Source organism: Gelidibacter sp. (genome assembly GCF_053579655.1).
This window is the reverse complement of record NZ_JBMDWE010000001.1, coordinates 177035-199934: the sequence shown is the minus strand read 5'-3', so window position 1 is coordinate 199934 and position 22900 is coordinate 177035. Positions and strand designations below refer to the sequence as shown.

The window sequence follows — 22900 nt, the reverse complement described above, 5'->3', positions numbered from 1 at the left end:
TTATTTAAAAAAGTAAAGCTCCGAAATTATCGGAGCTTTACTTTTTCATTGAAAATGTTAGTTACTAAGATCATAGCATTCTAACCATGAATGGTTTCTTTGACACTTAAATTTTTCATGATTTCTGCTTCAAAATCAAGCAATTCATTCCATTTTTGATCCACTTCTTTTCGATCGCCATATTGTCTGGCAAAGCCTAAAAACATCGTATAATGATTGGCTTCACTGACCATTAATTTTCTGTAGAATTCAGCCAGCTCTTTATCCTTTAATTCTTCTGAAAGCAATCGGAAACGTTCACAACTTCTAGCTTCAATAAGTGCAGCGTAAAGGAGTCTGTGGACCAATTGTGTTGTTCTGCTACCACCCTTTGGGAAAAACGTTAGTAATTGAATGACATAATCATCTTTTCGATCTCTCCCAAGCGTCCAACCATTTTCGAGGATGCGATCATGTACCATTTTAAAATGACTGATTTCCTCTTTGACCAAAGCCACCATTTCCTGTACCAGCTCCGTATATTCAGGAAAGCTAACAATCAAAGAAATAGCTGTGCTTGTCGCTTTTTGTTCGCAATAGGCATGATCTGTTAAAATATCTTCTATATTTTTTTCAACGATATTGACCCAACGTGGATCAGTAGGTAATTTAAGTCCGAGCATGTTTTTTAAATTTTTAAAATTTCTTCTTTTGTCATTTTGACGAAGCAAAAATCACGTTATTTTTATTTTTTCTTTAAATATGTTCTTCTATTAAGTTAAGCGTTTGTTGACCATTGGCATCAATAGACATTCTGTAGAATTTATAAGCCTTATTTTTAGGATTGATAAAGGAAATATCCAATTTGATATCGTTTGCAGTTGAAAGTTCCTGATTTACCCAAGTATGTTGTAAAGTCGCGCTGTCCCAAAATGGTTCAGCGTTAATCGTTTTAAATTGTTTAGCAGAAATGTGCATGCTAAAAATATCTTTAGAGGCATTAGAAATACTTATTTCAGATGCAAATACCCGTTGGTAATTGGTCTTTTTATAAATGGCGTCTGTAGCATCTGAAACAAGAATTTGTTCATCTAAAAGCGAATAGTTCTTGATGTTAACCTTTATGTGGTTGGAAATAATGGTATCCGTGACGATTTCAACATAGGCTTCTGGTTGGTAGGTGACCATTTCAATAGGACTACTTTTTAAGTTGAGTTTAGCTATAGCACGTTCTAAAGCTTCCTTTTTGGTTTGCCTGCCATCACAACTCAAGCAAACTACTGAAATTAAAGCAACTACAAAAAGGACGTTTTTCATGTATAAGTGATGATTTTGTCCTGATACTTCAGAACGGGTAGATGATGGTTTGACGTTAAACATCCAATCCAAATGTAATTCTCAAAAGCTCAATATTTGGATTTTTCTCTTTTAACTTCTCATATTTATCCATCGATGAAAAGGCGTATTGCTTGGCAATTTCCTCATTGACATGGATATGTAAAGATAAGTTAAAATTCCGAAGCGTTGTTCTGAGATGTTCCATCAATGGGAATTGCGCGCGCTCCAGTTCTATCTTCAATGATTCATTTGGGAATGAGACATGGATTTCAACCCCCTTTAAAACGGGCTTGCTCATTTCCAACATCGACACCATGATCTTTTCTCCTTTTGTATTTAAGGAGTTGATGTAGGTTTCCCAAGCTTTTGAAAAGGCTTCAGGAGTAAAATCATCTGATGGCAAATCATTAGGATCAATAACAACCTCCATTTGTTTGATCAAATGTTCTCTTTTAGCTTTAATACTTTTTAAGGAAAGCCCCGAGGTACGATTGGCATCCGGTTTTAAATCAATTTTAGGCGTGCTTTGTTGGCTATACGGATTTGGGATTTCCGTTTTTTTAGGTTCAGCATTTATCTGTGCTGGTTCAGCGACCGCAGGCGTGCTAACAATCTCCTCTTGCTTCGGAAGTGTTACAGGCACAGGTGTGATTCCTTTTTTCTTAAAGTAAGATGCTGGAATTATGTAATGTTTGCTATTTTTTTTTTCTCCATCAAAAGTGATAGAGGCAAGTTGCATTAAGGTGAGTTCAACAAGTAGGCGTTGATTTTTACTGCTTTTATATTTGAGATCACAGTCGTTAGCGAGCTCGATGCCTTTCAGCAGAAAATCATAAGACGTCTTTCTGCACTGTTCCATATATTTCACTTTGGTATCATCGCCAACTTCAAGAAGTTCTATGGTCTGTTCATTTTGACACACCATTAAATCTCTAAAATGAGAAGCCAAACCTGCTATATAATGATGGCCATCAAAACCTTTTGATAAGGTTTCATTAAACAGAACGAGTAACTCAGGAATTTTATTCTCTAAAATAAGGTCCGTGCTCGTAAAATATGTTTCGTAATCAAGAACATTCAAGTTTTCTGTTACTGCCTGTCTGGTAAGGTTTTTACCAGAAAAACTAACCACTCTATCAAAAATGGATAAAGCATCACGCATGGCACCATCCGCCTTTTGAGCGATAATATGGAGGGCATCGTCTTCAGCGTCTATCCCTTGTTCTTGTGCAATATATTGCAAATAGTTTTTGGCGTCCTTTACCGTAATACGCTTAAAATCAAAAATCTGACAACGCGATAGGATGGTTGGAATGATTTTATGTTTTTCAGTAGTTGCCAAAATGAAAATACAATGCTTTGGTGGCTCTTCCAAGGTTTTTAAGAACGCATTAAAAGCAGCTTGAGAGAGCATGTGCACCTCATCAATAATATAAACTTTGTATTTCCCTACTTGTGGTGGAATTCTAACTTGATCCGTTAAGTTCCGGATATCATCAACCGAGTTGTTAGATGCCGCATCGAGTTCAAAAATATTGAAAGCAAAATCTTCATCTTCCTTTTCTGTACCGTCACTATTGATCATTTTAGCCATGATACGCGCGCAAGTGGTTTTTCCAACACCACGCGGACCAGTAAACAGTAAGGCTTGAGCTAAATGATTGTGTTCAATGGCATTCAACAAAGTATTGGTAATAGCCTGCTGGCCCACAACATCCTTAAAGGTTTGTGGTCTGTATTTGCGTGCCGATACTACGAATTGTTCCATTGGTTATGCTAGATTCAAGTTCGGGTCTAACTGACCTCTAACTGAAAGGAACAAAGTTATAAATTCGGCACCAATAAAGGAATTACAAACGGAGATTTTAGTATTAGTTATCAACAAAGGGCGTAATAAGTTGTAAGCGCCCTGAGTATTGGACTGAAAAAGATGGATTTTTAATAATATGAAAAATTTAGGTGCTTAAAACGCTAAGTACTTAAATCTTTAAAGTAATTTTGCGCCCAAGTAAATCGCCTTATCGCTGTCCCGATTTTTCGGGGTGGAGGAAAGTCCGAACACCGTAGTGCAACATAATGGTTAATGGCCATCGGTCGTGAGATCAGGACAAGTGCAACAGAAAGAATGTACAGGTCATGCTGTAGTGAAAGCAGGTAAACTCTATGTGGTGCAATGTCATGTATACCAACGTTTAAGGGCGGCACGCTCGATTGTTGGAGGGTAGACAGCTAAAGTGTGCTGGTAACAGTACACTCAGATAAATGATAAGGGCATTTTTATTTTTGGGATTCATTTTCCAAAATAAAAATGTACAGAATTCGGCTTATAGATCTACTTAAACAAACAAGCTCTTTGGTACTTCCAAGGAGCTTTGTGTTTTTATATCTAAATAAAGGTAAGAAGAGGTAAAATTAAATTTCTCCCAGATCTAGCTGATGTACCCAGCATAGATTATATCTTAAAGAAAAACTCCGCATATCTCTGTGCTTTCCTCTGTGCATCTCTGTGTAATAACTTCTACTCAGCTTTTTCAAAAAAGCTAAAGATACTTCCGCCATAATTTTTAGAATAACTGAAGTAAGGCAGTTTTGAAAGATCCAACTGCTTGGCATGTTCCACAATTAGAAGTCCCTCATCTTTCAGTAATCCATTTTGAAATACCAATTCAGGAATTTTAGAAAACAACTCTAAACTAAAAGCATAAGGAGGATCAGCGAATATAATATCCACTTGAAGTTTCGCTGATTCTAAAAATTTAAAAACATCACTTTTTATGGTAGTGATCGGCATTTCAAATTCTTCAGCAGTTTTATTGATAAATTTAATACAGCCGAAATCTTCATCCACACACGTAATGCTTTTTGTGCCTCGTGAAGCAAATTCATAACTAATGCTGCCAGTACCAGCAAATAAGTCCAATACTGAAATCTCATCAAAATAAAAATTATTATTCACGATGTTGAAAAGTGCTTCCTTGGACATGTCGGTCGTTGGACGAACGGGTAAATTTTTTGGCGCGGAGATGCGTCTTCCTTTAAATTCGCCTGAGATAATTCGCATTAATTAAAACTGTTTAAAATAAGTGAGTACTGATGCTTTGAGTTGATCTCAAGGGTATCGTTGTAAGAATATGTTTTAGAAGGTTCATCGAATTCCACATTTCTAATATAGGTGTACAGCAATTGGTAAAATGGGTCATCCTTCATAATATTACCAGTTAACTTAACCGTAAAGTTTTCAGGATTTAATTTCAGTTGCTCAACGCTGAAAAGTACAAAATAGATGAAATCTTCTTTTGTGAAATATTCAAAAGTATTGTAAAGTTGAAATTTACCTTTTTTAACCACAACCATTTCAAAATGGAAGGGTTCGACGTTAATGTACATTTTATCGCCAGTAGCACCTTCTTCCGCTTTCAAAATTTGTTCTAACAAAATCGTTGACGCATGCTTATATTCAAATTCCCCATAAACCTCAAAAAGATAATTGTTGATGTTCATATACGGCACAAATACATTGACGCTGTCATTAGCTTCAATTTTATCGTGGGAAATAAAATCAGTTCTGATAATTTTCGAACTGAATTTCAGATAATCCGCAGCATTATTTTCTTCATAAAATTCTTCTGGAACTAAATTAGAAAGTTCATTTTGAAAAAGCACCACAATATTTTCGAAAGGTTGGGAGAGGAGTGGCTCTGAGGAAAGGACGCCTTTTAATTCTTCCAAAACTGTTTCAGGCACGAATTTGTTTTTAAAGTCGATGCGCTTTAAATACTCAATTTCAGAATCAGAACGGTTAAGGATACAAAAAGAAAGTCCACTCAAACTAATTTGAATGGACAGTTCTTTTATTATATGTGAATTCAAATTACTAGTCTTTTGAATAGTTTTTAGGCCAGTTTCCGTTGGTTTTAACTTCATTCATGGATCCTACAGACAGTGTAGGTCCATTAACGCCATCAACCGAAACGACTTGTTTTTCTTTAGCGATAAGATTCTCATCTTCACCATCAAGAATAATTGCTTTGTCAACGCTTGCTTCAAACACAGGAATTTTGTCTAAGAAACCTGCTTTCAAATCGAATTTCGCACCTGGTTTTCCTACAGGAACATTCATCATTGTTTTATAACGCGTATCAGCTCCAAATAAAGAATCTTTAACCGGTACAAAAGCCAAGGTGTCAACAATTACAATTTCTTTTGTAGTCACAACACCATGAAAACGCTTTGTTGCTTCGGCATCAAAAACAGTGGAGTCTCTACGTTGCGTGATTGTAAACTTCCCAGTTTCAATAAACTTTACTAATTCATCAAAGTTATCTGTAAATTTACCGTTCACTTGTTTGTATGCTAACTCTGCATCTCTAATATCTTTTAATTTTTCAATAACTACAGAATAGCGTTTTTCCTTAAGTTCATTGAATTGGATCTCTCCGTAAACTGACATGAAGGTTTGATAGCCAAGAAAAGCAATTATTGCCCAAAGTACAATGTGTAAAATTGGCTTAAAGTTTTTAGGTACAAATTTGTCAATCACCCATACGATTCCAATCGTAAGAAGGACGACAATTACAATAGCAAGAATTACTGTTAGCATAGTTTGTGAGTTTATTTTTTATAATTGGTCTATCGCAAATCTACAATTTTTTTTTATTCACGAAAACCAAACCTAATAAAAAAGCTGAAATTAAAAAATGTATTTGTTATAAATTGTTTCAGGTCTTCAAAAATATGGTCATTAAGTTCCATCAAAACCTTATAAGCCTTACCTTTCCACTTTTAGAAATACGACTCCAATGCCGATGAACACCTCTGAATTTTATAAGCTTTTAAAACAAAAATTTCCGTTTGAACCCACTTTAAAACAGAATATAGTGCTGGATCAGCTCTCAAATTTCGTTTTTGACACCAGTTCAAATCAATTATATCTCTTAAAGGGATTTGCAGGGACTGGAAAAACCAGTATTATCGGCACCTTGGTTTCCAATTTATGGCACATCAAAAAAAGTGCAGTATTAATGGCACCGACAGGACGCGCAGCGAAGGTAATTTCTAATTATTCGGGAAAGGAAGCGTTTACCATTCACAAGAAAATTTATTTCCCCAAAAAGGATAAAGGTGGTGGCGTCAAGTTTGTGATGCAACCCAATAAACATCGGGATACTATTTTTATAGTTGATGAAGCGTCTATGATTCCGGATACACCTTCAGATTCCAGTTTATTCGAAAATGGGTCCTTATTAGATGATTTGATGCAATACGTTTATTCAGGTCATAATTGCAAATTATTACTTATAGGCGATAAAGCGCAGTTGCCACCTGTCAAATCTGATTTAAGTCCGGCATTGGACAGCATGCAACTCAATCTTAATTACAACAAAAACGTCATTTCCATGGAGTTGGACGAAGTTGTACGGCAAGAACAGGATTCTGGAATTTTGATGAACGCTACCCATCTTCGAGAAGTTTTGGAAGGTGAATTTTTTGAGTCTTTCAAATTTGATCTTAACGGCTATTCAGATATTGTGCGATTAGTGGATGGCTATGAAATTATGGATGCCATAAATGACGGCTATTCCGACCAAGGCCATGAGGAAACGGCCATTATTGTAAGAAGCAACAAACGGGCTAACCTTTATAATAAGCAAATTAGAGAACGCATTTTAAACAATGAGAATGAACTCACAGTCGGCGATTTTTTAATGGTGGTCAAGAATAATTATTTCTGGGTCAAACCAACTTCCGAAGCCGGATTTATTGCCAATGGCGATATCATTCAGGTTTTGGAGATTTTTAGCATTCAGGATTTATACGGATTTCGATTTGCGGAAGTGAAAGTGCAAATGGTGGATTATCCAAAAATGGCACCTTTTGAAACCGTTTTGCTTTTGGATACCATTGAAGCCGAATCGCCTTCATTGCCTTATGAGGAGTCTAATAGGTTGTATCAAGAAGTTCAAAAAGACTATGAAGATGAAACCTCTAATTATAGAAAGTTTTTAAAAATCAAGAACAACAAGCATTTTAACGCCTTACAAGTCAAGTTTTCTTATGCTATTACCTGTCATAAATCACAAGGTGGACAGTGGCATACGGTTTTTGTAGAACAGCCTTATTTGCCCAACGGCATTGACAAGGATTATTTGAGATGGCTTTATACCGCCATAACCAGAGCAAAAGAGAAGTTGTATCTGATAGGTTTTCCTGAGGAGTTTTTTGAAAATCCATAGAAAGCACTTAAATCCGTAAAGAGAAATTTTAATTTATAAGCTAAACTTCAGTTTACGATCCACGACTTAACAACTAACAACAAAAATGGAAACCATCATCAGCATCTGCCTCGGCATAGGACTGGCTGCTTCAGTTGGGTTTAGAGTGTTCTTGCCCTTATTTGCGCTCAGTTTGGCTTCTTATTTTAACGTATGGGAACTTAACGCCTCATGGCTTTGGATAGGAAGTCTGTCAGCTGTCATTACTTTTGGTGTGGCCACTTTAATTGAAATTCTTGGGTATTATATTCCTTTCGTCGATAACTTATTGGATACGATTGCCATTCCGTTAGCAACCCTTGCCGGAACCGCAATCATGGTTTCTACAATGGTCGATTTAAGCCCCATAATCACTTGGACATTGGCCATTATCGCTGGAGGCGGAACCGCTGCCACCATAAAAAGTGCTGCAGGAGCATCTCGCATTACCTCAACAGTTTCAACCGCAGGATTTGGAAATCCGTTAGTATCAACCATTGAAACAGGTGCTTCCATCATCATTTCCTTCTTTGCCATTTTTTTGCCAATTGTTGCAGTGCTCTTGGTTATATGTGTTTTGTTCATCATTTTTAAACTTTATAAAAAGATTAGACATTCCAAATCGTAAATACCTTAAATAGTTTTAATTTTGGATAGATTTTTTTTGAACCACTATGAAGATAATTTCAATGATTCCGGCGCGTTACAGTGCCACACGTTTTCCAGCTAAACTGATGCAGGATTTGGCGGGTAAAACCGTTATTCTCAGAACTTACGAAGCTACCGTCGCTACAAATTTGTTTGATGAAGTGTATGTGGTGACCGATAGTGCCATCATTTATGATGAAATTGTGAACAATGGCGGTAAAGCCATCATGAGTATAAAAGATCACCAGTCGGGCAGTGATCGTATTGCTGAAGCGGTTGAGAATTTGGATGTTGATATTGTTGTGAATGTACAAGGTGATGAGCCTTTTACTGAACGCGAAAGTTTAGAGAAGCTTTTGAACGCTTTTAAAAGTGATCATCAGAAAGAAATCGATTTGGCCTCCTTAATGGTGGAAATTCATGATTGGGACGAAATCAGCAATCCAAACACGGTAAAAGTCATTGTGGACCAGAATAATTTCGCACTTTATTTTTCAAGAAGTGTCATTCCATATCCAAGAGATAAGGAAGCTGGCGCACGTTATTTTAAGCACAAAGGGATTTACGCGTTTAGGAAACAAGCACTGCTTGATTTTTATAAGTTACCAATGCAGTTCATTGAGGCTTCTGAAAAGATAGAATGTATTCGTTATTTAGAATATGGCAAGCGTATTAAAATGATTGAAACCAATGTTGAAGGTGTCGAAATAGATACTCCAGAAGATTTGGAACGCGCAAAACGTTTATGGAAATAGATTATAGTAACATTAAAGTGATTGGCTTTGATGCCGATGATACCCTTTGGGTCAATGAAACCTATTTTAGGGATGCTGAACTTGAATTCTCAAAGTTGATGGCGCCTTATGAAACGGCAAATACTATTGATCAGGAGTTATTTAAAAGACAAATAGAAAATCTGCCCTTGTATGGCTACGGAATTAAAGGTTTTATTCTGTCAATGGTTGAAATAGCCTTAGAACTGTCGAACAATTCTATCAGTAATAAAACAATTGATGCGATCCTGAATATTGGCAAGGACATGCTCAGTAAGCCTGTTGATCTTTTGGAAGGGGTTGAGGAAGTGTTGATCACATTATCTCAAGATTACCGATTGATCGTTGTGACCAAAGGTGATTTATTGGATCAGGAGCGAAAATTGGAAAAATCTAAAATAACCCATTATTTTCATCATATAGAAGTCGTCAGTGATAAACAGGAAGCTAATTATTCCAAATTATTGAACCATTTGGATATTAAACCTTCTGAATTTCTAATGATAGGAAACTCATTGAAATCAGATATTTTACCTTTAATAAACATAAAAGCAAATGCTATTCATGTGCCATTTCATACCACATGGATGCATGAACATGTCGTTGCCACTGAAAAAGACAACAAAAAATATAAAACCATAACTAGTTTATTGGAGGTTCTTCCATTATTGAACAAAAATCAAAAAACTAGAGTTTAAGACTTTAAAAAATGACTTATAGAAATTACCCAATGGTGTCCAGGGTTGTTTTTGGACGCGGCAGTTTTAATCAATTAGGTGATATTATAGAGCCAAAACGATTAAATGCCAGAGCACCATTTATTTATTTGGTAGATGATGTTTTCAAAGGAAATGCTTGGTTAACCTCGAGAATTTCTTTGGCTTATGCCGATCAATTAATTTTTATTTCAGCAAATCACGAACCAACAACCTCTCAGGTTGATGACTTGGTCGAGCAGATTATTTTAGAACATAAGGACAGACCTTCAGGTATTATTGGCATTGGAGGAGGAACACTTATGGATTTAGCAAAAGCTGTCGCCATTATGCTCACTAATTCTGGCCATTCTAAAGATTACCAAGGTTGGGATTTAGTAAAAACACCGGCCATTTATCATGTTGGCGTGCCCACTATTTCTGGAACAGGCGCCGAAGTATCACGAACAACTGTACTGACAGGGCCTGAAAAGAAACTGGGCATCAATTCAGATTACACGCCTTTTGATCAGGTTGTTTTAGATCCAGAATTGACCCAAAGTGTTACTAAGGACCAATGGTTTTATACGGGAATGGATTGTTTTATCCATTGTGTGGAATCCTTAAATGGCACCTTCTTAAATGCCTTTAGTCAGAGTTATGGCGAAAAGGCTTTCGACTTATGCAAGGAAATATTTATTGATGGAAACGGTTCAAAAGAAGAATTACAGGACAAATTAATGATGGCTTCTTGGCATGGCGGTATGAGTATCGCCTACTCTCAAGTAGGTGTGGCGCATGCCCTGAGTTACGGTCTTGGCTATCTTTTAGGAACCAAACATGGCATAGGAAATTGCATTGTTTTTGATCATTTGGAAGAATTTTATCCAGAAGGGGTCGCCTTATTTAAAAAGATGAAAGAAATCCATAATATCGAAATTCCTCAAGGCATTTGTTCGCAGCTCGAAGATTATGAATTTGACATTATGATTGATGTGGCTTTAAGTTTGGAGCCACTTTGGGAAAATGCCATTGGTAAAAACTGGAAACAGTCCATTACAAGAGAAAGATTGAAGGCTTTATATCAAAAAATGTAGGATGAGATGGTTATACGAATTTATCTACTTTAAGATCTTAGGGTGGAAAGTAGTTGGGAATGTCACTATGTCAAAAGACACCATTAAAAAGGCGGTTGTCATTGCGGCACCTCATACCAGTTGGCATGATTTTTATATTGCAGTGTTGATGCGTCGGGTTATTGGAATCAAATCCAATTTTGTGGCAAAAAAAGAACTTTTTAAATGGCCTTTAAGCTATTATTTTAAAGTCATTGGAGGCGCACCTTTAGATAGACGTCCTGGTCAGAACAAAGTAGAAGCCATTGCTAAGCTATTTGAAGGCAAGGAGGAGTTCCGCTTGGCCTTGTCTCCCGAAGGCACCAGAAAGAAAGTACACGAGTGGAAAACTGGGTTTTACTATATCGCAAAAAAAGCAAATGTGCCGATCATCATGTTTACTTTCGATTTTGAGCACAAACAAAACAAGATTGCAGAACCTTTTTATCCTACCGATAATATGGAAGCCGATTTTGAGTATATGCGTTCGTTTTTTGCGGGAGTCAAAGGGAAAGTCCCAAAACTTTCATAATATTTATTTCATTTTCAGGACAATGTCATCATAATTTAACCTCTGGCATACAATTTGACAAGGGACGAATGCAGATGACTAGTGAAACATACAGTAAACATTTTTTTGTCCCTAAAGAGAAACATTAGTAACCTTGCAACACAAAAGCTATCTTTTTTTAAAGGTAGCTTTTTATTTTATAAGGATTGAGAGCAGACTAGAATTGATCGGTCAGCTTTTAAAATATGAAGTGTAAACTTTATATTGATTGTGAAAACATTGCTATGAGAAAGAGGAAGGCCAACAAGAAATTGTTGGCCTTTTATGATGCTATTAACAGTTAGAGAACTGATGTCGTTTTGGATAAGGTTCTCGGTTCCTAAATATTAGATATTAAAGAGTTTTTACTTGCTTAGATCGCTCCATACTTTCTGTTTTTTTTGTTCTTTAAAAACTCTTTAGATTCTCTAAATATGTTTATTGACATTTAAGTTTTAAAATGGAAGATCTGTTTATTTTTTTAAACTTATAAAAGCAACCCTTTTTAGGTGCAGTAAAATCATTTATAACTATCTTTAATTGAGTTAAATAAAGTATTATTTTGAAGCTATTACTGTTTTTTATTTTTGCATTTATTTTAGGTTTCGAATTGGAAGCCCAAGATATGGTAAGTCTTGATTATTTTTTAAATCAAGCGGAAGTGAATACGCCAACTTTAAAGGAAAACAGAAATCTGTTAAAAATCGGAGAGCTTCAGAATGCCATTATCCAAGCTCAGAATAAGGCCTTTCAGGTGAATGTGACTTCCGATGTTTTGGTTGCGCCCTTTTTCAATAGCAACGGTAAAGCTATTGACGTCACAACGACACCATCAGCTAATGCTATTGGATATGATGTTAGCATCACAAATGGTGGCCTGTATTCTGCACAAATAAATGTGATGAAAAACCTATTTAATCAGGCCATTACTGATCGTCTCTTATTTCAAAATAAGTTACAGAATAATTCAATTTTACTTACTTCGGAAGAACTGAAACACAATCTCACTAAAACTATTACGGACGCATATATTGTCGCCTATCAGTTGCAATTGCAGGAGAGTTTTACAAAAGATATCTTAAAGGATCTTGAAAATCGGTTGCAAGTGGTTGAATTGATGGTAAAACGCGCTGTGTTGATGGAGAGTGATTATTTGTTGCTCCAGTTGGATATTGATAGCAAAAAGCTGGAATTGCAACAAATTCAAAATAGTCTCAAAGTGGCCATCAATCAACTCTACATCTTGAGTAGTGTGCCTGTGGGAAATACCGAAAGCTTGGACGTTCCAACTATAACTGCCATCACAAATCCCAATTCTTTATTTTATCAAAAGAAATTCGAAAACGACAGTTTGCAACTGCTCGCCAATCAAAATGTCTTTGAAAGTCGGTATAAGCCGCAAGTATCGGCCTATGCCAATACCGGTTTAAATGCGAGTGAAATTCCAAACATCTACCGAAAGATTGGCGCTAGTGCAGGTATCCGATTGACAATTCCTATCTATGATGGGAACCAACGAAAATACAATGCACAGCAAAGCCTTCTAAAGGAGGAAAGTCTTGCGTTTTATAAAGAGAATTCTAAAATCCAAATGAAGAATAATTTGGAAAGTATCCGTCAGCAGATCAATCAAAATGAAATAACGCTGCTGTTGTTGGAAAAGCAACTAAAAAAACAGGAAAACATCCTTGAGATCTATAAAGGGAAATTAGTTCAAGGGCAAGTCTCCATTGTAGATTACTTAACAGTGATTCAGAATTACAAACTGAACGTTTATACCAAACTTCAAATGCAAACCAATCGCTGGTTATTGCTGAGCCAGTATAATTATATAAACTGGTAATTATGAAAGTACCCGGCCTAAAAATTTTCATCATCTGCATTTTGTTTGTTAATGCTTTTAGCTGTAAAAAGTCGAGTGATACCATTCTTGAAAAAAAAGCACCTATTAATGTGACCACGGTCAAAGTAGCGCAAAATGACATGAAGGAATATTTGACCTTTAACGGCGTGACTTTATATCAAAAAAAAGAAAATATACGGGCTCATGTTACCGGTTATATCTCTTGGATGAACTATAAGATAGGAGATAAAATAAATAGTGGACAAACTTTTGCATCGGTTAGAACCAAGGAGCAAGATGCCTTAAAAGAGGCGGTTAAAATCGATAGTTCCTTGGAGAAATTCGTGAATCCCATTACCATAAGGAGCAACGCCACAGGCGTGATTTCTGTGCTTAGTGTGACCCAAAATGATTATGTGGCCGAAGGCGATATATTGGCCACCGTAGTACGGCCAAAATCCTTAGTGGTTCAGTTAAATGTGCCCTATGAATATGAAGATGCCGTAAAGATTGGATCAATGTGCGAAATCATTTTACAAAATGAAGTAACAATTAAAGCGAAAATCACAGGAATGTTACCTACTATAGATCCTGTTGCACAATCGCAAGTTTTTTTAATTGCCTTGCCTGATGGAAATCTTCCTGAAAATCTAAATGTTCAGGTGCGTATTATATATAAAGAAGCTGCTCAAGCCATGACCATTCCTAAAACGGCATTACAAACTAATGAGTTGCTCACAGACTATTGGGTGCTGAAAGTGGTCAACGATTCTATGGCCATAAAGCAAACTGTGACCACGCTTTTAAGAAACGATTCTATTGTGCAAGTCCAATCGGCAGGGTTAAAAGTCAATGATGTTGTGATCACAAAAGGTGGTTATCAAATGCAGGATTCAACGATTGTAAACATTCAAAAGCAATGAGAAACCTGCACGCTACCTATAAATATCCATTGCTTGCCATTGGCGTTCTTATACTTTTGGGCGGCGTTTTTACATACAAAAACTTAAAGACTGGCCTATTTCCGGATATTACGTTTCCGAAGATTAAAGTGATTGCCGATGCGGGGCAACAACCGGTGGATAAAATGATGACGACGGTGACCATTCCGTTGGAAAACATCATTCGTCGTACAGAGGGATTACAGTACATTCGTAGTACCACCTCTCGTGGAAGTTGCGAGATTTCTGTTTATCTGGATTGGAATGTTGATATCAATACGGCCAAATCACAAATAGAATCTTTCATCAATGAATCGCGAAGCAGTGTGTTGCCAAACACGGTTTTTTCGGTCGAAAAAATGAATCCTTCCATTTTGCCGGTTATGGGGTATTCTTTGGAAGGCGATGGTTTATCGCAAGTCGATCTAAAAAAGATTGCCAAATATCAAATCAAACCTTATCTGGCCGCAACGCCCGGTGTTTCTGATATTGCAGTGATAGGAGGTAAGGACAAGGAGTATCAAGTGGTGTTGCGGCCCGATGTTATTAAGTCTTTGGGGATTTCGATTACGACCATTCAAAATGCCATTGTGAATTCCAATCTGTTGCAATCCAATGGCTACATCACAGAATTCAATCGCATGTATCTGACGCTCACTGATAATGCGGTAGATGATCTGGAGGATTTGCAGAATCTGGTTATTATTAATAGCCCTAATCGATTGATTCGACTCAAGGATATTGCATCTATTGAAGTTAATGAGGTCAAAGAATACGTGAAAATCCTTGCCAATGGTAAGAATGTGCCACTGATTGCTGTCATAAAACAGCCGAACGCCAATCTAATAGAGGTCAATAATACCATTGAACATAAGGTGGCTGAGTTACAGAAAACCCTTCCCAAAGGGGTCACTTTAAAACTCTATTATAAACAAGCCGATTTTGTCAATACGAGTATTGCTAGTATCAAAGATGTCTTATGGATTGGATTGGTATTGGCGCTTGTAGTCGTCATTATATTTCTCCGCTCTTTTTCTGCCAGTTTGGTTGTTTTGTTTACCATACCCGTATCCTTGTCATTGACATTGATTTTATTGGATGCCATAGGTTATACCTTCAACATTATGACCTTGGGCGCTATTGCCGCCGCCATCGGCCTCATGATAGATGATGTGGTCATCATTATTGAACAAATTCATAAAATAAGAGAAGAAAATCCGAAACAGTCCATAACTTGGGTTTCACATGAAGCCATTGTTTATCTATTTCCTGCCATGGTAGGATCGTCATTGAGTACCTTGGTTATTTTTATTCCTTTTGTGCTGATGACAGGTGTTGCCGGCGCCTATTTTAAAGTGATGGCATTTAGTATGATAATTGCACTGGCCGCCTCGTTTTTGGCCACCTGGTTAATTGTGCCAGTGCTGTCCATTATTTTTACACGAAATAAAACGTTGGAACATAAACATGAGCCCAAAACCAAATGGATTCACAGTGTTTTGGAAAAACCAATCATTGGCATTCTTTTTTTTGGACTCTGTGTTCTTGTTCTCATCATCGTTCCCTCGCGTTTGCCCTCTGGTTTTCTTCCTGAAATGGATGAAGGTAGCATCGTTTTGGATTACTATAGTCCTGCCGGCACAACCCTTGAAGAAACCGATAGAATGCTCCAAATTGTGAACGGTGTTTTAGATACACAGTCAGAAGTAGAGGCGTATTCCGCCAGATTAGGAACGCAAATGGGTTTTTTTATTACGGAGCCCAACCGTGGTGATTATTTAATAAAACTGAAAGACAAACGAAACAAAACCACCACGAAAGTTTCTGACGAAATAAGAAAACGTGTTGAAGAGGCCGTTCCACAACTCACTATTGATTTTGGACAGGTGATTGGCGATATGCTTGGCGATTTGATGAGCTCGGTACAGCCTATTGAGGTCAAGGTTTTTGGGGATGATGTGACAATTTTGGAGTTACTTTCGAAAAAAATTGCGACAGAACTCGAAACAGTAGCAGGTACTGCCGATGTCAACGATGGCGTCATTGTTGCCGGGCCAACTGTCTCTATTATTCCAAATGTTCCAGTGTTATCACAATTGGGCTTGACCGTTGCCGATTTTCAATTACAAATTCAGACCCAAATTGAAGGTACTGTGGTGAGTACCATGATAGACAAAGAACAAATAGTGAATATTCGACTTATCTATCCGGATGCTTATAAAACCTCGGTTGAAAATTTAAAAAACACCTCTATTTTATTGCCAAGTGGCGCCAGCGTTCCTATCAATGTTGTGGCTTCAATTGAAATGGGAAAAGGCGTGGCAGAAATTAATCGTGAAAATCAAAAATCGATGGGCGTTATTACTGCCCGATTGAATAATCGCGATTTAGGTTCAACTTTAAAAGACGTACAAAGTCACTTGAACAAAAACATATCCCTTCCGGCAGGTTATACCATAGAATATGGTGGTGCGTATCAAGATCAACAAAAAGCATTTAAAGAATTAATGATGATTTTGATTTCGGCAGTTTTGTTAGTGTTCATTGTTATTTTGTTTCTGTTTAGAAAGATAAAAATAGCGCTGGCCATTATCGTTATTGCAGTTTTAGGTGTTGCAGGATGTTTGTTGAGTCTATATATTACCGGAACGCCATTAAATGTTGGTAGTTATACGGGCATCATCATGATTGTTGGAATCATTGGCGAAAATTCAATTTTCACGTACCGGCAATATCAAGAAGGTGACGCGTCCTTATCACATATTGAAAGAATTGAATACGCCATAGCTGCCCGTCTGCGTCCAAAGCTAATGACTGCATTTGCAGCTATTATGGCCCTTTTACCTTTAGCTTTGGGCATAGGCGCCGGGGCACAATTGCATCAGCCACTCGCTATTGCCGTAATTGGAGGATTGATCTTTGCCTTACCTCTTTTGCTCGTTGTGTTACCAACAATTTTAAAATTGATAAAAGAATAGAAGGTATGAACTATGGATTGTTTTTTATTTCCGTGAGGTTGAATCTTAAAAAATTTAAATATTTTTTAACATCTTGATGAAATGGGTATGAACCATGGTGTTCTCATCTGTAGCTACTTTAGAAATTTTTGAGCATCCAATATTAAATTTATTATTTGAAACTTATAGAGGTAATTATAGACACATGAAATATTTAATAGCCGAAGATGAAATAGATTTACAACAATCCATCGCTACGTATTTAACACGTGATGGCAATGTTTGTGAGGTTGCTTCAGATTATGATGAAGCCTTTGATAAAATTCATATGTATGATTACGATGTCATCATATTAGATATTTGCCTTATTTCAGGCAGTGGCCTTGATATTTTGAAAGTACTCAAGAAAGAAAAGAAAACTGCTGGTGTTATTATTATTTCAGCAAACAATTCGTTAAGTGATAAATAAGAGGGATTGGATCTTGGCGCTGATGATTATTTGACCAAGCCATTTCATCTTGCAGAACTTAACTCCCGCATCACTGCGATACTTCGTCGGGGGAAATTTGGAGGTAATGACTTTATTGAATTTCATGAAATAAGCATTGATACCAAATCTAGAACTGCCTATGTCAATGGAAAGTCAATTGCACTTACGCGAAAGGAATATGATTTGTTAGTGTTTTTTATTTCAAACAAAGGCCGTGTGCTTTCCAAAGAAATCATTGCAGAACATTTGTGGAGCGACCATAGTGATGTATTGGATAATTTCGACTTTATATACGTGCACATCAATAATTTACGAAAGAAATTAACTGCAGAAGGTGCCAAGTATATAAAAACGGCTTATGGCAGTGGCTATAAATTTGTTGAAGACCAAGCATAAGTGGCAAAAAAGACCAAACTCATATGGAAAACCTCTAAGACCTTTATTTTGACAGGGCTCGTTCTAACTATCCTTAGTTGCATATCGCATTATTTCTACACAAAAAACTTGCTCAAAAAGGAGGTGGAGGAGGCGCTGTATTCAGCTGAAGCACGAGTTAGTATTGCCTTGAAAAATGAAGGAGTAATCTATTCGTTGCCACCAGTTACAGAGATTAAAAAAGTAAACGCTTTAAAACAGGAAGTGTTAAAGGACACACTTATGTATGACCCTTCTCAAGACGAAATGAAACTTTTTAGGGAACTCTCAACCTATAAAAAAATTAACGAGGAATACTACCATATCACCATTCGAACCTTGGTTGTAGAATCTGAGGATATTTTATTGGCCATTGTTATTTCAAACATCAGCATTTTTGTGTTGGCTTTTATATTTCTTTTCTACTATAATACTTCTAGAAATTTAGAGTTATGGAAACCGTTCTTTGATAATTTAGAAGTAATGAAAAAATTTTCATTAACCTCAAAGGAACCTATACGCTTAGCAGATAGTGATGTGTTGGAGTTTTCGGATTTGAAAAGTCAAATAGAACTATTAACCAGTAAAGTCAAGGTGGATTATGAGGGCTTAAAACAGTTTACAGAAAATGTTTCTCATGAAATTCAAACGCCTCTGGCCATTATTCAGGCAAAAATAGATAACATCATTAATGAACATGCCATCAGTGATAAGCAGTTTGACCAAATAACTTCCATTCAAATGGATATCCAACGTTTGAAACAACTCAATAAAAAAATCATAACACTTACTAAAATAGATAATAATCAGTTCGTGAAATTAGAAAACGTTAACCTTACCGAATTAATAAACAAAAAGATTGAGGATTTTAAGGAATTGGAAATAAATAACCTGTTTTATAATTCTGAAACGGAACTATCTGTAGTGATGGATCCGTTTTTGGCTGACATTTTAGTGATTCATCTTATATCAAACGCTATTAGATATACAAATAGAGAGGAGCGTATCGCTATTATTACCAATGACAATACGCTGTTGATTTCCAATAGTGGCAAACAGGAATTAATACAACCAGAAAAACTTTTTGTGCGTTTGTATAGGGAAGGAAATCATAAGCAATCCTCAGGTTTAGGACTTGCTATTGTAAACAAAATATGTGAGTACTATGGGTTTACGCCAACCTATCGTTTTCAGTCTTCAATAAGAAATGGCTTTGGACAGCACATATTCCAAATAAAATTTAATAAATAACTTTGAGATCGCAACTTTATATGCTCCTCATCGCATTGGATACTCTTACGATAGATCCATTTTTTTATAGCCATGGCTGGTTATATTTTTTAGTGTTTAACCAGTAATATAGCTCATATGAGATTTTATTAAGAATAGATTATTTCCTCCTCGCAGTTTGTGAAATTGCCCTTCTTGTCCCGCTAAAATTATCTGATTTAATTTCAGTGGATTCTAACAATGGTGTCATTTATTTTCAATAAATTGGTTTGTAGTGAATTATGAGGTTTTCACCTCAAAGTTGGTAAGAGCAATAACTAAAACATAAATGAATCTAAAGCCGGAATTATCTATCGTTTTGCCGATTTATAACCCAATTTTAAATTGGGTAAATCTTTTAGATGATTCTATTAAAGTCATAAACATACTATTTATTAAAACATCATTTAAAATTATAATGGTAGATGATGGTTTAACAAGTGATTTAGAAGCTGGAAAAAATTATCTAAGAAATAGGTATGATAATGTTGAAATAGTTTCATACCCTGAGAATTAAGGAAAAGGTTTTGCTGTTAGAACGGGTTTGAAAAATGCAAATTCAAAGTATTATATATATTCAGATTGGGATTTTCCTTTTGGAGAGCAAGCTGTTTATCATGTTTTTGAAGCTTTGAAAATTCAAAAAAATGATGTTATCATAAGTAATAGAACATATGATTATCATGGAAGTTTACCCTTATTTAGACGCATATTATCATTTAGCTTAAGATGCTCCAATTTTTTAATCTTAGGCTTTAATCGTATCGACACCCAAGCCGGTTTAAAAGGATTTAATGAAAAAAGGAAGAATTGCTTTTTTAACCACAAAAATTGATAGTTTTAATTTTGAACTCGAATTCCTTAAAGAAGTAAAAAAACAAAAACTCACTATAAAAAGCTTAAACGTCCATCCAAGAGAAGATATTCAATTCACAAATTTTAGACTCAAAACAATATTAAATGAATTCGTTAATTTTGTATCCATAATTGGAATCAAATCAAGAACAATAAATTACTGATAACCTTGGATTTAGAGGAATTTGATTTGCCAATTGAATATCATCTAACAATAACTAAAAAAAGACAACTTGAGGTCACGACCGAAGGTTTAATAGCAGTGTTAGCACTTTTAAAGGCGCATTGAGTGATTGCTACGTTTTTCACAACTGCGTACTACGCAGAAAATAATTCTGAGCTTATAAAAAAATTGTGGATGAAGGCCACGAACTTGCCTCGCATCTTTGCTATCATTCTGACTATAATCCGGACCATGTTTTATCTTCAAAACAAAAGCTTGAAGAGATTTCAGGTACTAAAATCGTTGGAATTCGAAGCCCAAGACTTAAGACATTAGATTCTCATCTTATAAAGGAAGCAGGCTATCATTACGATTCCTCTTTAAATCCTACATATATCCCTAACAGATATAATAATTTCAATAAGTCTCGAAAAATAGTTAAGCATATTGGAATTATTATAGTCCCTTTTTCAGTAGCTACCCTGTTCAGGATTCCTTTGTTTTGGTTAAGTTTTAAAAATATGGCTTTAAAGATATACCTGTTTTTTTGTTTAAAAGCTTTAAAAAAAGATGGGTACTTACATTTATATTTTCACCCTTGGGAATTTGCAGATCTCAATGAATTTGATATTCCTGTTTATATAAAGAAAATCTCAGGAGATAAAATGTGCTACAAGTTTGACACATTTCTGCAAAAAATTAAGAAAGAAGGTGATTTTACGACAATCAGAGGATTCTTAACAGATATCAAAATTTAAGTTCCCGTTTGGATTTGTCTACTCAAAATGGGATTGTAATTAATTGAATTCCAAACAGAAGTCGAGACTCTAATTTTGATAAACTAAGCCGCAAGTAGTTCATTGCCTTCAATGATTTGTTGTTCCATAATAATAATAATAATAATAATAATAACTGGCCTTTAAAAACCCTTTAGAATTCCTTTAATCTATCTTTAGAATTGAGTTATACATTTACGAAAAGATTAATTTAAAAAAGGATAAAAGATGAAAACATTAAAAATTATTTTAGGAACATTTCTGGTCTGTGTCATGTTTGCTTTTACATCAAGCGATCCGTTGCCACAAAAAGTAAAAGAGGCCTTCACAAAGAAATTCCCAACAGCAACCAAAGTAACATGGGATAAAGAAAATGCCACCGAATGGGAAGCTGAGTTCAAAATGAATAACACGAAATATTCTGCAAATTTTAGGGAAGATGGGACTTGGAAAGAAACCGAACATCAAATAAGTGTAAAGGACATTCCACAAAACATTAAGTCTTCTTTATTGAGTGCATATCCAGGTTACAAAATTGAAGAAGCCGAAATATCTGAGACCCAAGAGGGAATGTTGTATGAGTTTATGATCGAAAAAGGGAAGAGCGAGATGGAAATTGCCATCAATCCAGAGGGTAAGATTGAAAAAACTAAATTAAAAAATAAAATGATGATGAGAATGATTGAGCGATTTTTTAAGTGATTGATTTAGAATGATAAACTCCTGAAATGCTATTGTGTTTCGGGATTTTTGTTGACCTTAGATCGGGCTTTAATTTTCCTCTAGATTTGCAGATTGTTTTTGACCATAATTAATCCTAATCAGTGTTTTTTAAGGACATCTAAATTGTTTCCTTCTCGCTTTTCTTATGCACAAATTGTTGGCGAATTAGTGGCGATGAAGGACTCAACGCTTACCGTTTTTGTTAAGAGAGACTCCTTAAATGCGTTGGTATGATATTCATAATGAGGATTTAATAGGTTTTAATTTTTCTAAAGATTTAAATTCTATATTTGATTAAAATAAAAAAATGGCGATCATTGCGTAGGAGAAATGCTTTAACGAAAAATCACTTTATATTAACGAAAGTAATGCGCAAGCAATTAATCATTATACCACTTACGACTGTATTTCTAGTGTTCAATTGCTATACGATTAACGCTCAAAAGTCAGGGGTCGAAACTGCAGGAGATATTGGTTTTTTTGTGGTTCCTGTCGCTGCATTAACAGTTACTTTATTTAAGGAAGATAGGCAGGGAACCTGGCAATTTACTAAGGGGTTTTTACTGAATCAAGCTCTTACCTATGTATTAAAAGTATCCATAAATAAACCACGACCTCATGATCAAGGTGATTATGCTTTTCCTTCGGGCCATACCTCCACAACCTTTCAGGGCGCTTCATTTATTCACAAGCGCTACGGATTTAAATATAGTATTCCTGCATATGCCATAGCGGGATTTACGGCTTTTAGCAGGCTCGATGCCCAAAGGCATGATGGTTGGGATATTTTGGCCGGCGCAGTTGTTGGGATCGGAAGCACTTTGCTTTTTACAAACGAATATCAACTAGAGCATTTGGAGCTCACTTTTGGCACCATTGAAGGTGATTATCTATTAGGTTTTAGGTATATATTCTAATAGAATTAATGATTATGGACTGGATTCTAATTTGGTACCATTATATCGATTATTTATCTCTAAAAACACCCTTTATCATCTCTATTAGGTTTTTAATCAGAAGTAATTCATTGATATAACTTTATTGATTACATTCATTTCAAAATTTCAAATGTGTTGAAACGAATATTAAAATGGGTTTCCTTACTTATATTAAGTGTCAT

General features: G+C 35.8%; 20 protein-coding genes, 1 other RNA gene and 1 pseudogene. 16 read left to right on the top strand and 6 right to left on the bottom strand.

Annotated elements, in window-relative coordinates; all coding sequences use genetic code 11:
* Positions 1-80 precede the first annotated feature (80 nt).
* From ACOH2D_RS00825 to dnaX, 3 genes are all read right to left on the bottom strand, one after another.
* Positions 81-662 carry a MiaE family protein gene (locus tag ACOH2D_RS00825; protein ID WP_348035900.1) on the bottom strand — a complete coding sequence of 194 codons (582 nt, stop codon included), beginning with the start codon at positions 660-662 and terminating at the stop codon, positions 81-83.
* 73 nt (positions 663-735) lie between these two features.
* Complete coding sequence (locus ACOH2D_RS00820; RefSeq protein WP_449534104.1) at positions 736-1296, bottom strand: hypothetical protein; 561 nt, start codon at positions 1294-1296, stop codon at positions 736-738.
* Between the two features lie 55 nt (positions 1297-1351).
* Complete coding sequence (gene dnaX, locus ACOH2D_RS00815; protein ID WP_449534103.1) at positions 1352-3085, bottom strand: DNA polymerase III subunit gamma/tau; 1734 nt, start codon at positions 3083-3085, stop codon at positions 1352-1354.
* A 237-nt stretch (positions 3086-3322) separates the two neighbouring features.
* On the opposite strand from dnaX, the gene rnpB reads away from it, so the two are divergent.
* Positions 3323-3660, top strand: an RNA gene (gene rnpB / locus ACOH2D_RS00810) — RNase P RNA component class A.
* A gap of 175 nt (positions 3661-3835) precedes the next feature.
* Here the strand turns inward: rnpB and rsmD are convergent.
* From rsmD to ACOH2D_RS00795, 3 genes are read right to left on the bottom strand one after another with little or no spacing between them, the layout of a single operon-like run.
* Complete coding sequence (gene rsmD / locus ACOH2D_RS00805; RefSeq protein ID WP_449534102.1) at positions 3836-4378, bottom strand: 16S rRNA (guanine(966)-N(2))-methyltransferase RsmD; 543 nt, start codon at positions 4376-4378, stop codon at positions 3836-3838.
* Positions 4378-5187, bottom strand: coding sequence for a DUF3822 family protein (locus tag ACOH2D_RS00800; RefSeq protein WP_449534101.1), 810 nt, complete (start codon positions 5185-5187; stop codon positions 4378-4380). The genes rsmD and ACOH2D_RS00800 overlap by 1 nt, the downstream gene beginning before the upstream one ends.
* A gap of 4 nt (positions 5188-5191) precedes the next feature.
* Entirely contained in the window at positions 5192-5917 is a 726-nt protein-coding gene (locus ACOH2D_RS00795; RefSeq protein ID WP_348035905.1) for a hypothetical protein, read from the bottom strand.
* Between the two features lie 205 nt (positions 5918-6122).
* Here ACOH2D_RS00795 and ACOH2D_RS00790 point away from each other — a divergent pair, with 205 nt between their 5' ends.
* The 15 genes and pseudogenes from ACOH2D_RS00790 to ACOH2D_RS00720 all read left to right on the top strand — a co-directional run bounded on the left by ACOH2D_RS00790 (position 6123) and on the right by ACOH2D_RS00720 (position 22697).
* Positions 6123-7550, top strand: a complete 1428-nt coding sequence (locus tag ACOH2D_RS00790) for an ATP-dependent DNA helicase (protein WP_449534148.1) — start codon at positions 6123-6125, stop codon at positions 7548-7550.
* A gap of 85 nt (positions 7551-7635) precedes the next feature.
* On the top strand, positions 7636-8196 hold the full coding sequence (locus ACOH2D_RS00785) for a DUF4126 domain-containing protein (RefSeq protein WP_449534100.1): 561 nt from the start codon (positions 7636-7638) through the stop codon (positions 8194-8196).
* Positions 8197-8242: 46 nt separating this feature from the next.
* Positions 8243-8971 carry a 3-deoxy-manno-octulosonate cytidylyltransferase gene (gene kdsB, locus ACOH2D_RS00780; protein ID WP_449534099.1) on the top strand — a complete coding sequence of 243 codons (729 nt, stop codon included), beginning with the start codon at positions 8243-8245 and terminating at the stop codon, positions 8969-8971.
* A complete protein-coding gene (locus tag ACOH2D_RS00775; RefSeq protein WP_449534098.1) occupies positions 8962-9687 on the top strand; it encodes an HAD family hydrolase in 726 nt (241 codons plus the stop codon). The genes kdsB and ACOH2D_RS00775 overlap by 10 nt, the downstream gene beginning before the upstream one ends.
* A gap of 11 nt (positions 9688-9698) precedes the next feature.
* Positions 9699-10781: an iron-containing alcohol dehydrogenase family protein gene (locus ACOH2D_RS00770; protein ID WP_348035910.1), complete on the top strand. Its 1083-nt coding sequence runs from the start codon at positions 9699-9701 to the stop codon at positions 10779-10781.
* Between the two features lies 1 nt (position 10782).
* The gene (locus tag ACOH2D_RS00765; protein ID WP_348035911.1) at positions 10783-11331 is read left to right on the top strand and encodes a 1-acyl-sn-glycerol-3-phosphate acyltransferase; all 549 of its coding nucleotides are present in this window, start codon (positions 10783-10785) and stop codon (positions 11329-11331) included.
* A gap of 580 nt (positions 11332-11911) precedes the next feature.
* Positions 11912-13192, top strand: a complete 1281-nt coding sequence (locus ACOH2D_RS00760) for a TolC family protein (RefSeq protein ID WP_449534097.1) — start codon at positions 11912-11914, stop codon at positions 13190-13192.
* A gap of 2 nt (positions 13193-13194) precedes the next feature.
* Positions 13195-14115, top strand: coding sequence for an efflux RND transporter periplasmic adaptor subunit (locus ACOH2D_RS00755; protein WP_449534096.1), 921 nt, complete (start codon positions 13195-13197; stop codon positions 14113-14115).
* Positions 14112-17111, top strand: coding sequence for an efflux RND transporter permease subunit (locus ACOH2D_RS00750; RefSeq protein ID WP_449534095.1), 3000 nt, complete (start codon positions 14112-14114; stop codon positions 17109-17111). Before ACOH2D_RS00755 ends, ACOH2D_RS00750 begins: the two co-directional genes overlap by 4 nt.
* Before the next feature lie 184 nt (positions 17112-17295).
* Positions 17296-17976: pseudogene (locus ACOH2D_RS00745) on the top strand (response regulator transcription factor).
* Complete coding sequence (locus tag ACOH2D_RS00740; protein WP_449534094.1) at positions 17977-19245, top strand: sensor histidine kinase; 1269 nt, start codon at positions 17977-17979, stop codon at positions 19243-19245. It abuts the pseudogene before it with no gap.
* 307 nt (positions 19246-19552) lie between these two features.
* Positions 19553-19780, top strand: a complete 228-nt coding sequence (locus tag ACOH2D_RS00735) for a hypothetical protein (protein WP_348035482.1) — start codon at positions 19553-19555, stop codon at positions 19778-19780.
* A 692-nt stretch (positions 19781-20472) separates the two neighbouring features.
* Positions 20473-21039, top strand: coding sequence for a polysaccharide deacetylase family protein (locus ACOH2D_RS00730; RefSeq protein ID WP_348035480.1), 567 nt, complete (start codon positions 20473-20475; stop codon positions 21037-21039).
* A 246-nt stretch (positions 21040-21285) separates the two neighbouring features.
* Positions 21286-21759 (top strand): PepSY-like domain-containing protein, encoded by a 474-nt coding sequence (locus tag ACOH2D_RS00725; protein WP_449534093.1) that lies wholly within the window; start codon positions 21286-21288, stop codon positions 21757-21759.
* A gap of 389 nt (positions 21760-22148) precedes the next feature.
* Positions 22149-22697, top strand: a complete 549-nt coding sequence (locus tag ACOH2D_RS00720) for a phosphatase PAP2 family protein (RefSeq protein WP_449534092.1) — start codon at positions 22149-22151, stop codon at positions 22695-22697.
* The last annotated feature ends 203 nt before the right edge of the window (positions 22698-22900 follow it).

What these genes read in the sequence shown, in the direction of transcription:
- ACOH2D_RS00825 (WP_348035900.1), bottom strand. Translation starts at nt 662, where the DNA reads ATGCTCGGACTTAAATTACCTACTGATCCACGTTGGGTCAATATCGTT.
- ACOH2D_RS00820 (WP_449534104.1), bottom strand. Translation starts at nt 1,296, where the DNA reads ATGAAAAACGTCCTTTTTGTAGTTGCTTTAATTTCAGTAGTTTGCTTG.
- dnaX (WP_449534103.1), bottom strand. Translation starts at nt 3,085, where the DNA reads ATGGAACAATTCGTAGTATCGGCACGCAAATACAGACCACAAACCTTT.
- rsmD (WP_449534102.1), bottom strand. Translation starts at nt 4,378, where the DNA reads ATGCGAATTATCTCAGGCGAATTTAAAGGAAGACGCATCTCCGCGCCA.
- ACOH2D_RS00795 (WP_348035905.1), bottom strand. Translation starts at nt 5,917, where the DNA reads ATGCTAACAGTAATTCTTGCTATTGTAATTGTCGTCCTTCTTACGATT.
- ACOH2D_RS00790 (WP_449534148.1), top strand. Translation starts at nt 6,123, where the DNA reads ATGAACACCTCTGAATTTTATAAGCTTTTAAAACAAAAATTTCCGTTT.
- ACOH2D_RS00785 (WP_449534100.1), top strand. Translation starts at nt 7,636, where the DNA reads ATGGAAACCATCATCAGCATCTGCCTCGGCATAGGACTGGCTGCTTCA.
- kdsB (WP_449534099.1), top strand. Translation starts at nt 8,243, where the DNA reads ATGAAGATAATTTCAATGATTCCGGCGCGTTACAGTGCCACACGTTTT.
- ACOH2D_RS00775 (WP_449534098.1), top strand. Translation starts at nt 8,962, where the DNA reads ATGGAAATAGATTATAGTAACATTAAAGTGATTGGCTTTGATGCCGAT.
- ACOH2D_RS00770 (WP_348035910.1), top strand. Translation starts at nt 9,699, where the DNA reads ATGACTTATAGAAATTACCCAATGGTGTCCAGGGTTGTTTTTGGACGC.
- ACOH2D_RS00765 (WP_348035911.1), top strand. Translation starts at nt 10,783, where the DNA reads ATGAGATGGTTATACGAATTTATCTACTTTAAGATCTTAGGGTGGAAA.
- ACOH2D_RS00755 (WP_449534096.1), top strand. Translation starts at nt 13,195, where the DNA reads ATGAAAGTACCCGGCCTAAAAATTTTCATCATCTGCATTTTGTTTGTT.
- ACOH2D_RS00750 (WP_449534095.1), top strand. Translation starts at nt 14,112, where the DNA reads ATGAGAAACCTGCACGCTACCTATAAATATCCATTGCTTGCCATTGGC.
- ACOH2D_RS00735 (WP_348035482.1), top strand. Translation starts at nt 19,553, where the DNA reads ATGAATCTAAAGCCGGAATTATCTATCGTTTTGCCGATTTATAACCCA.
- ACOH2D_RS00725 (WP_449534093.1), top strand. Translation starts at nt 21,286, where the DNA reads ATGAAAACATTAAAAATTATTTTAGGAACATTTCTGGTCTGTGTCATG.
- ACOH2D_RS00720 (WP_449534092.1), top strand. Translation starts at nt 22,149, where the DNA reads ATGCGCAAGCAATTAATCATTATACCACTTACGACTGTATTTCTAGTG.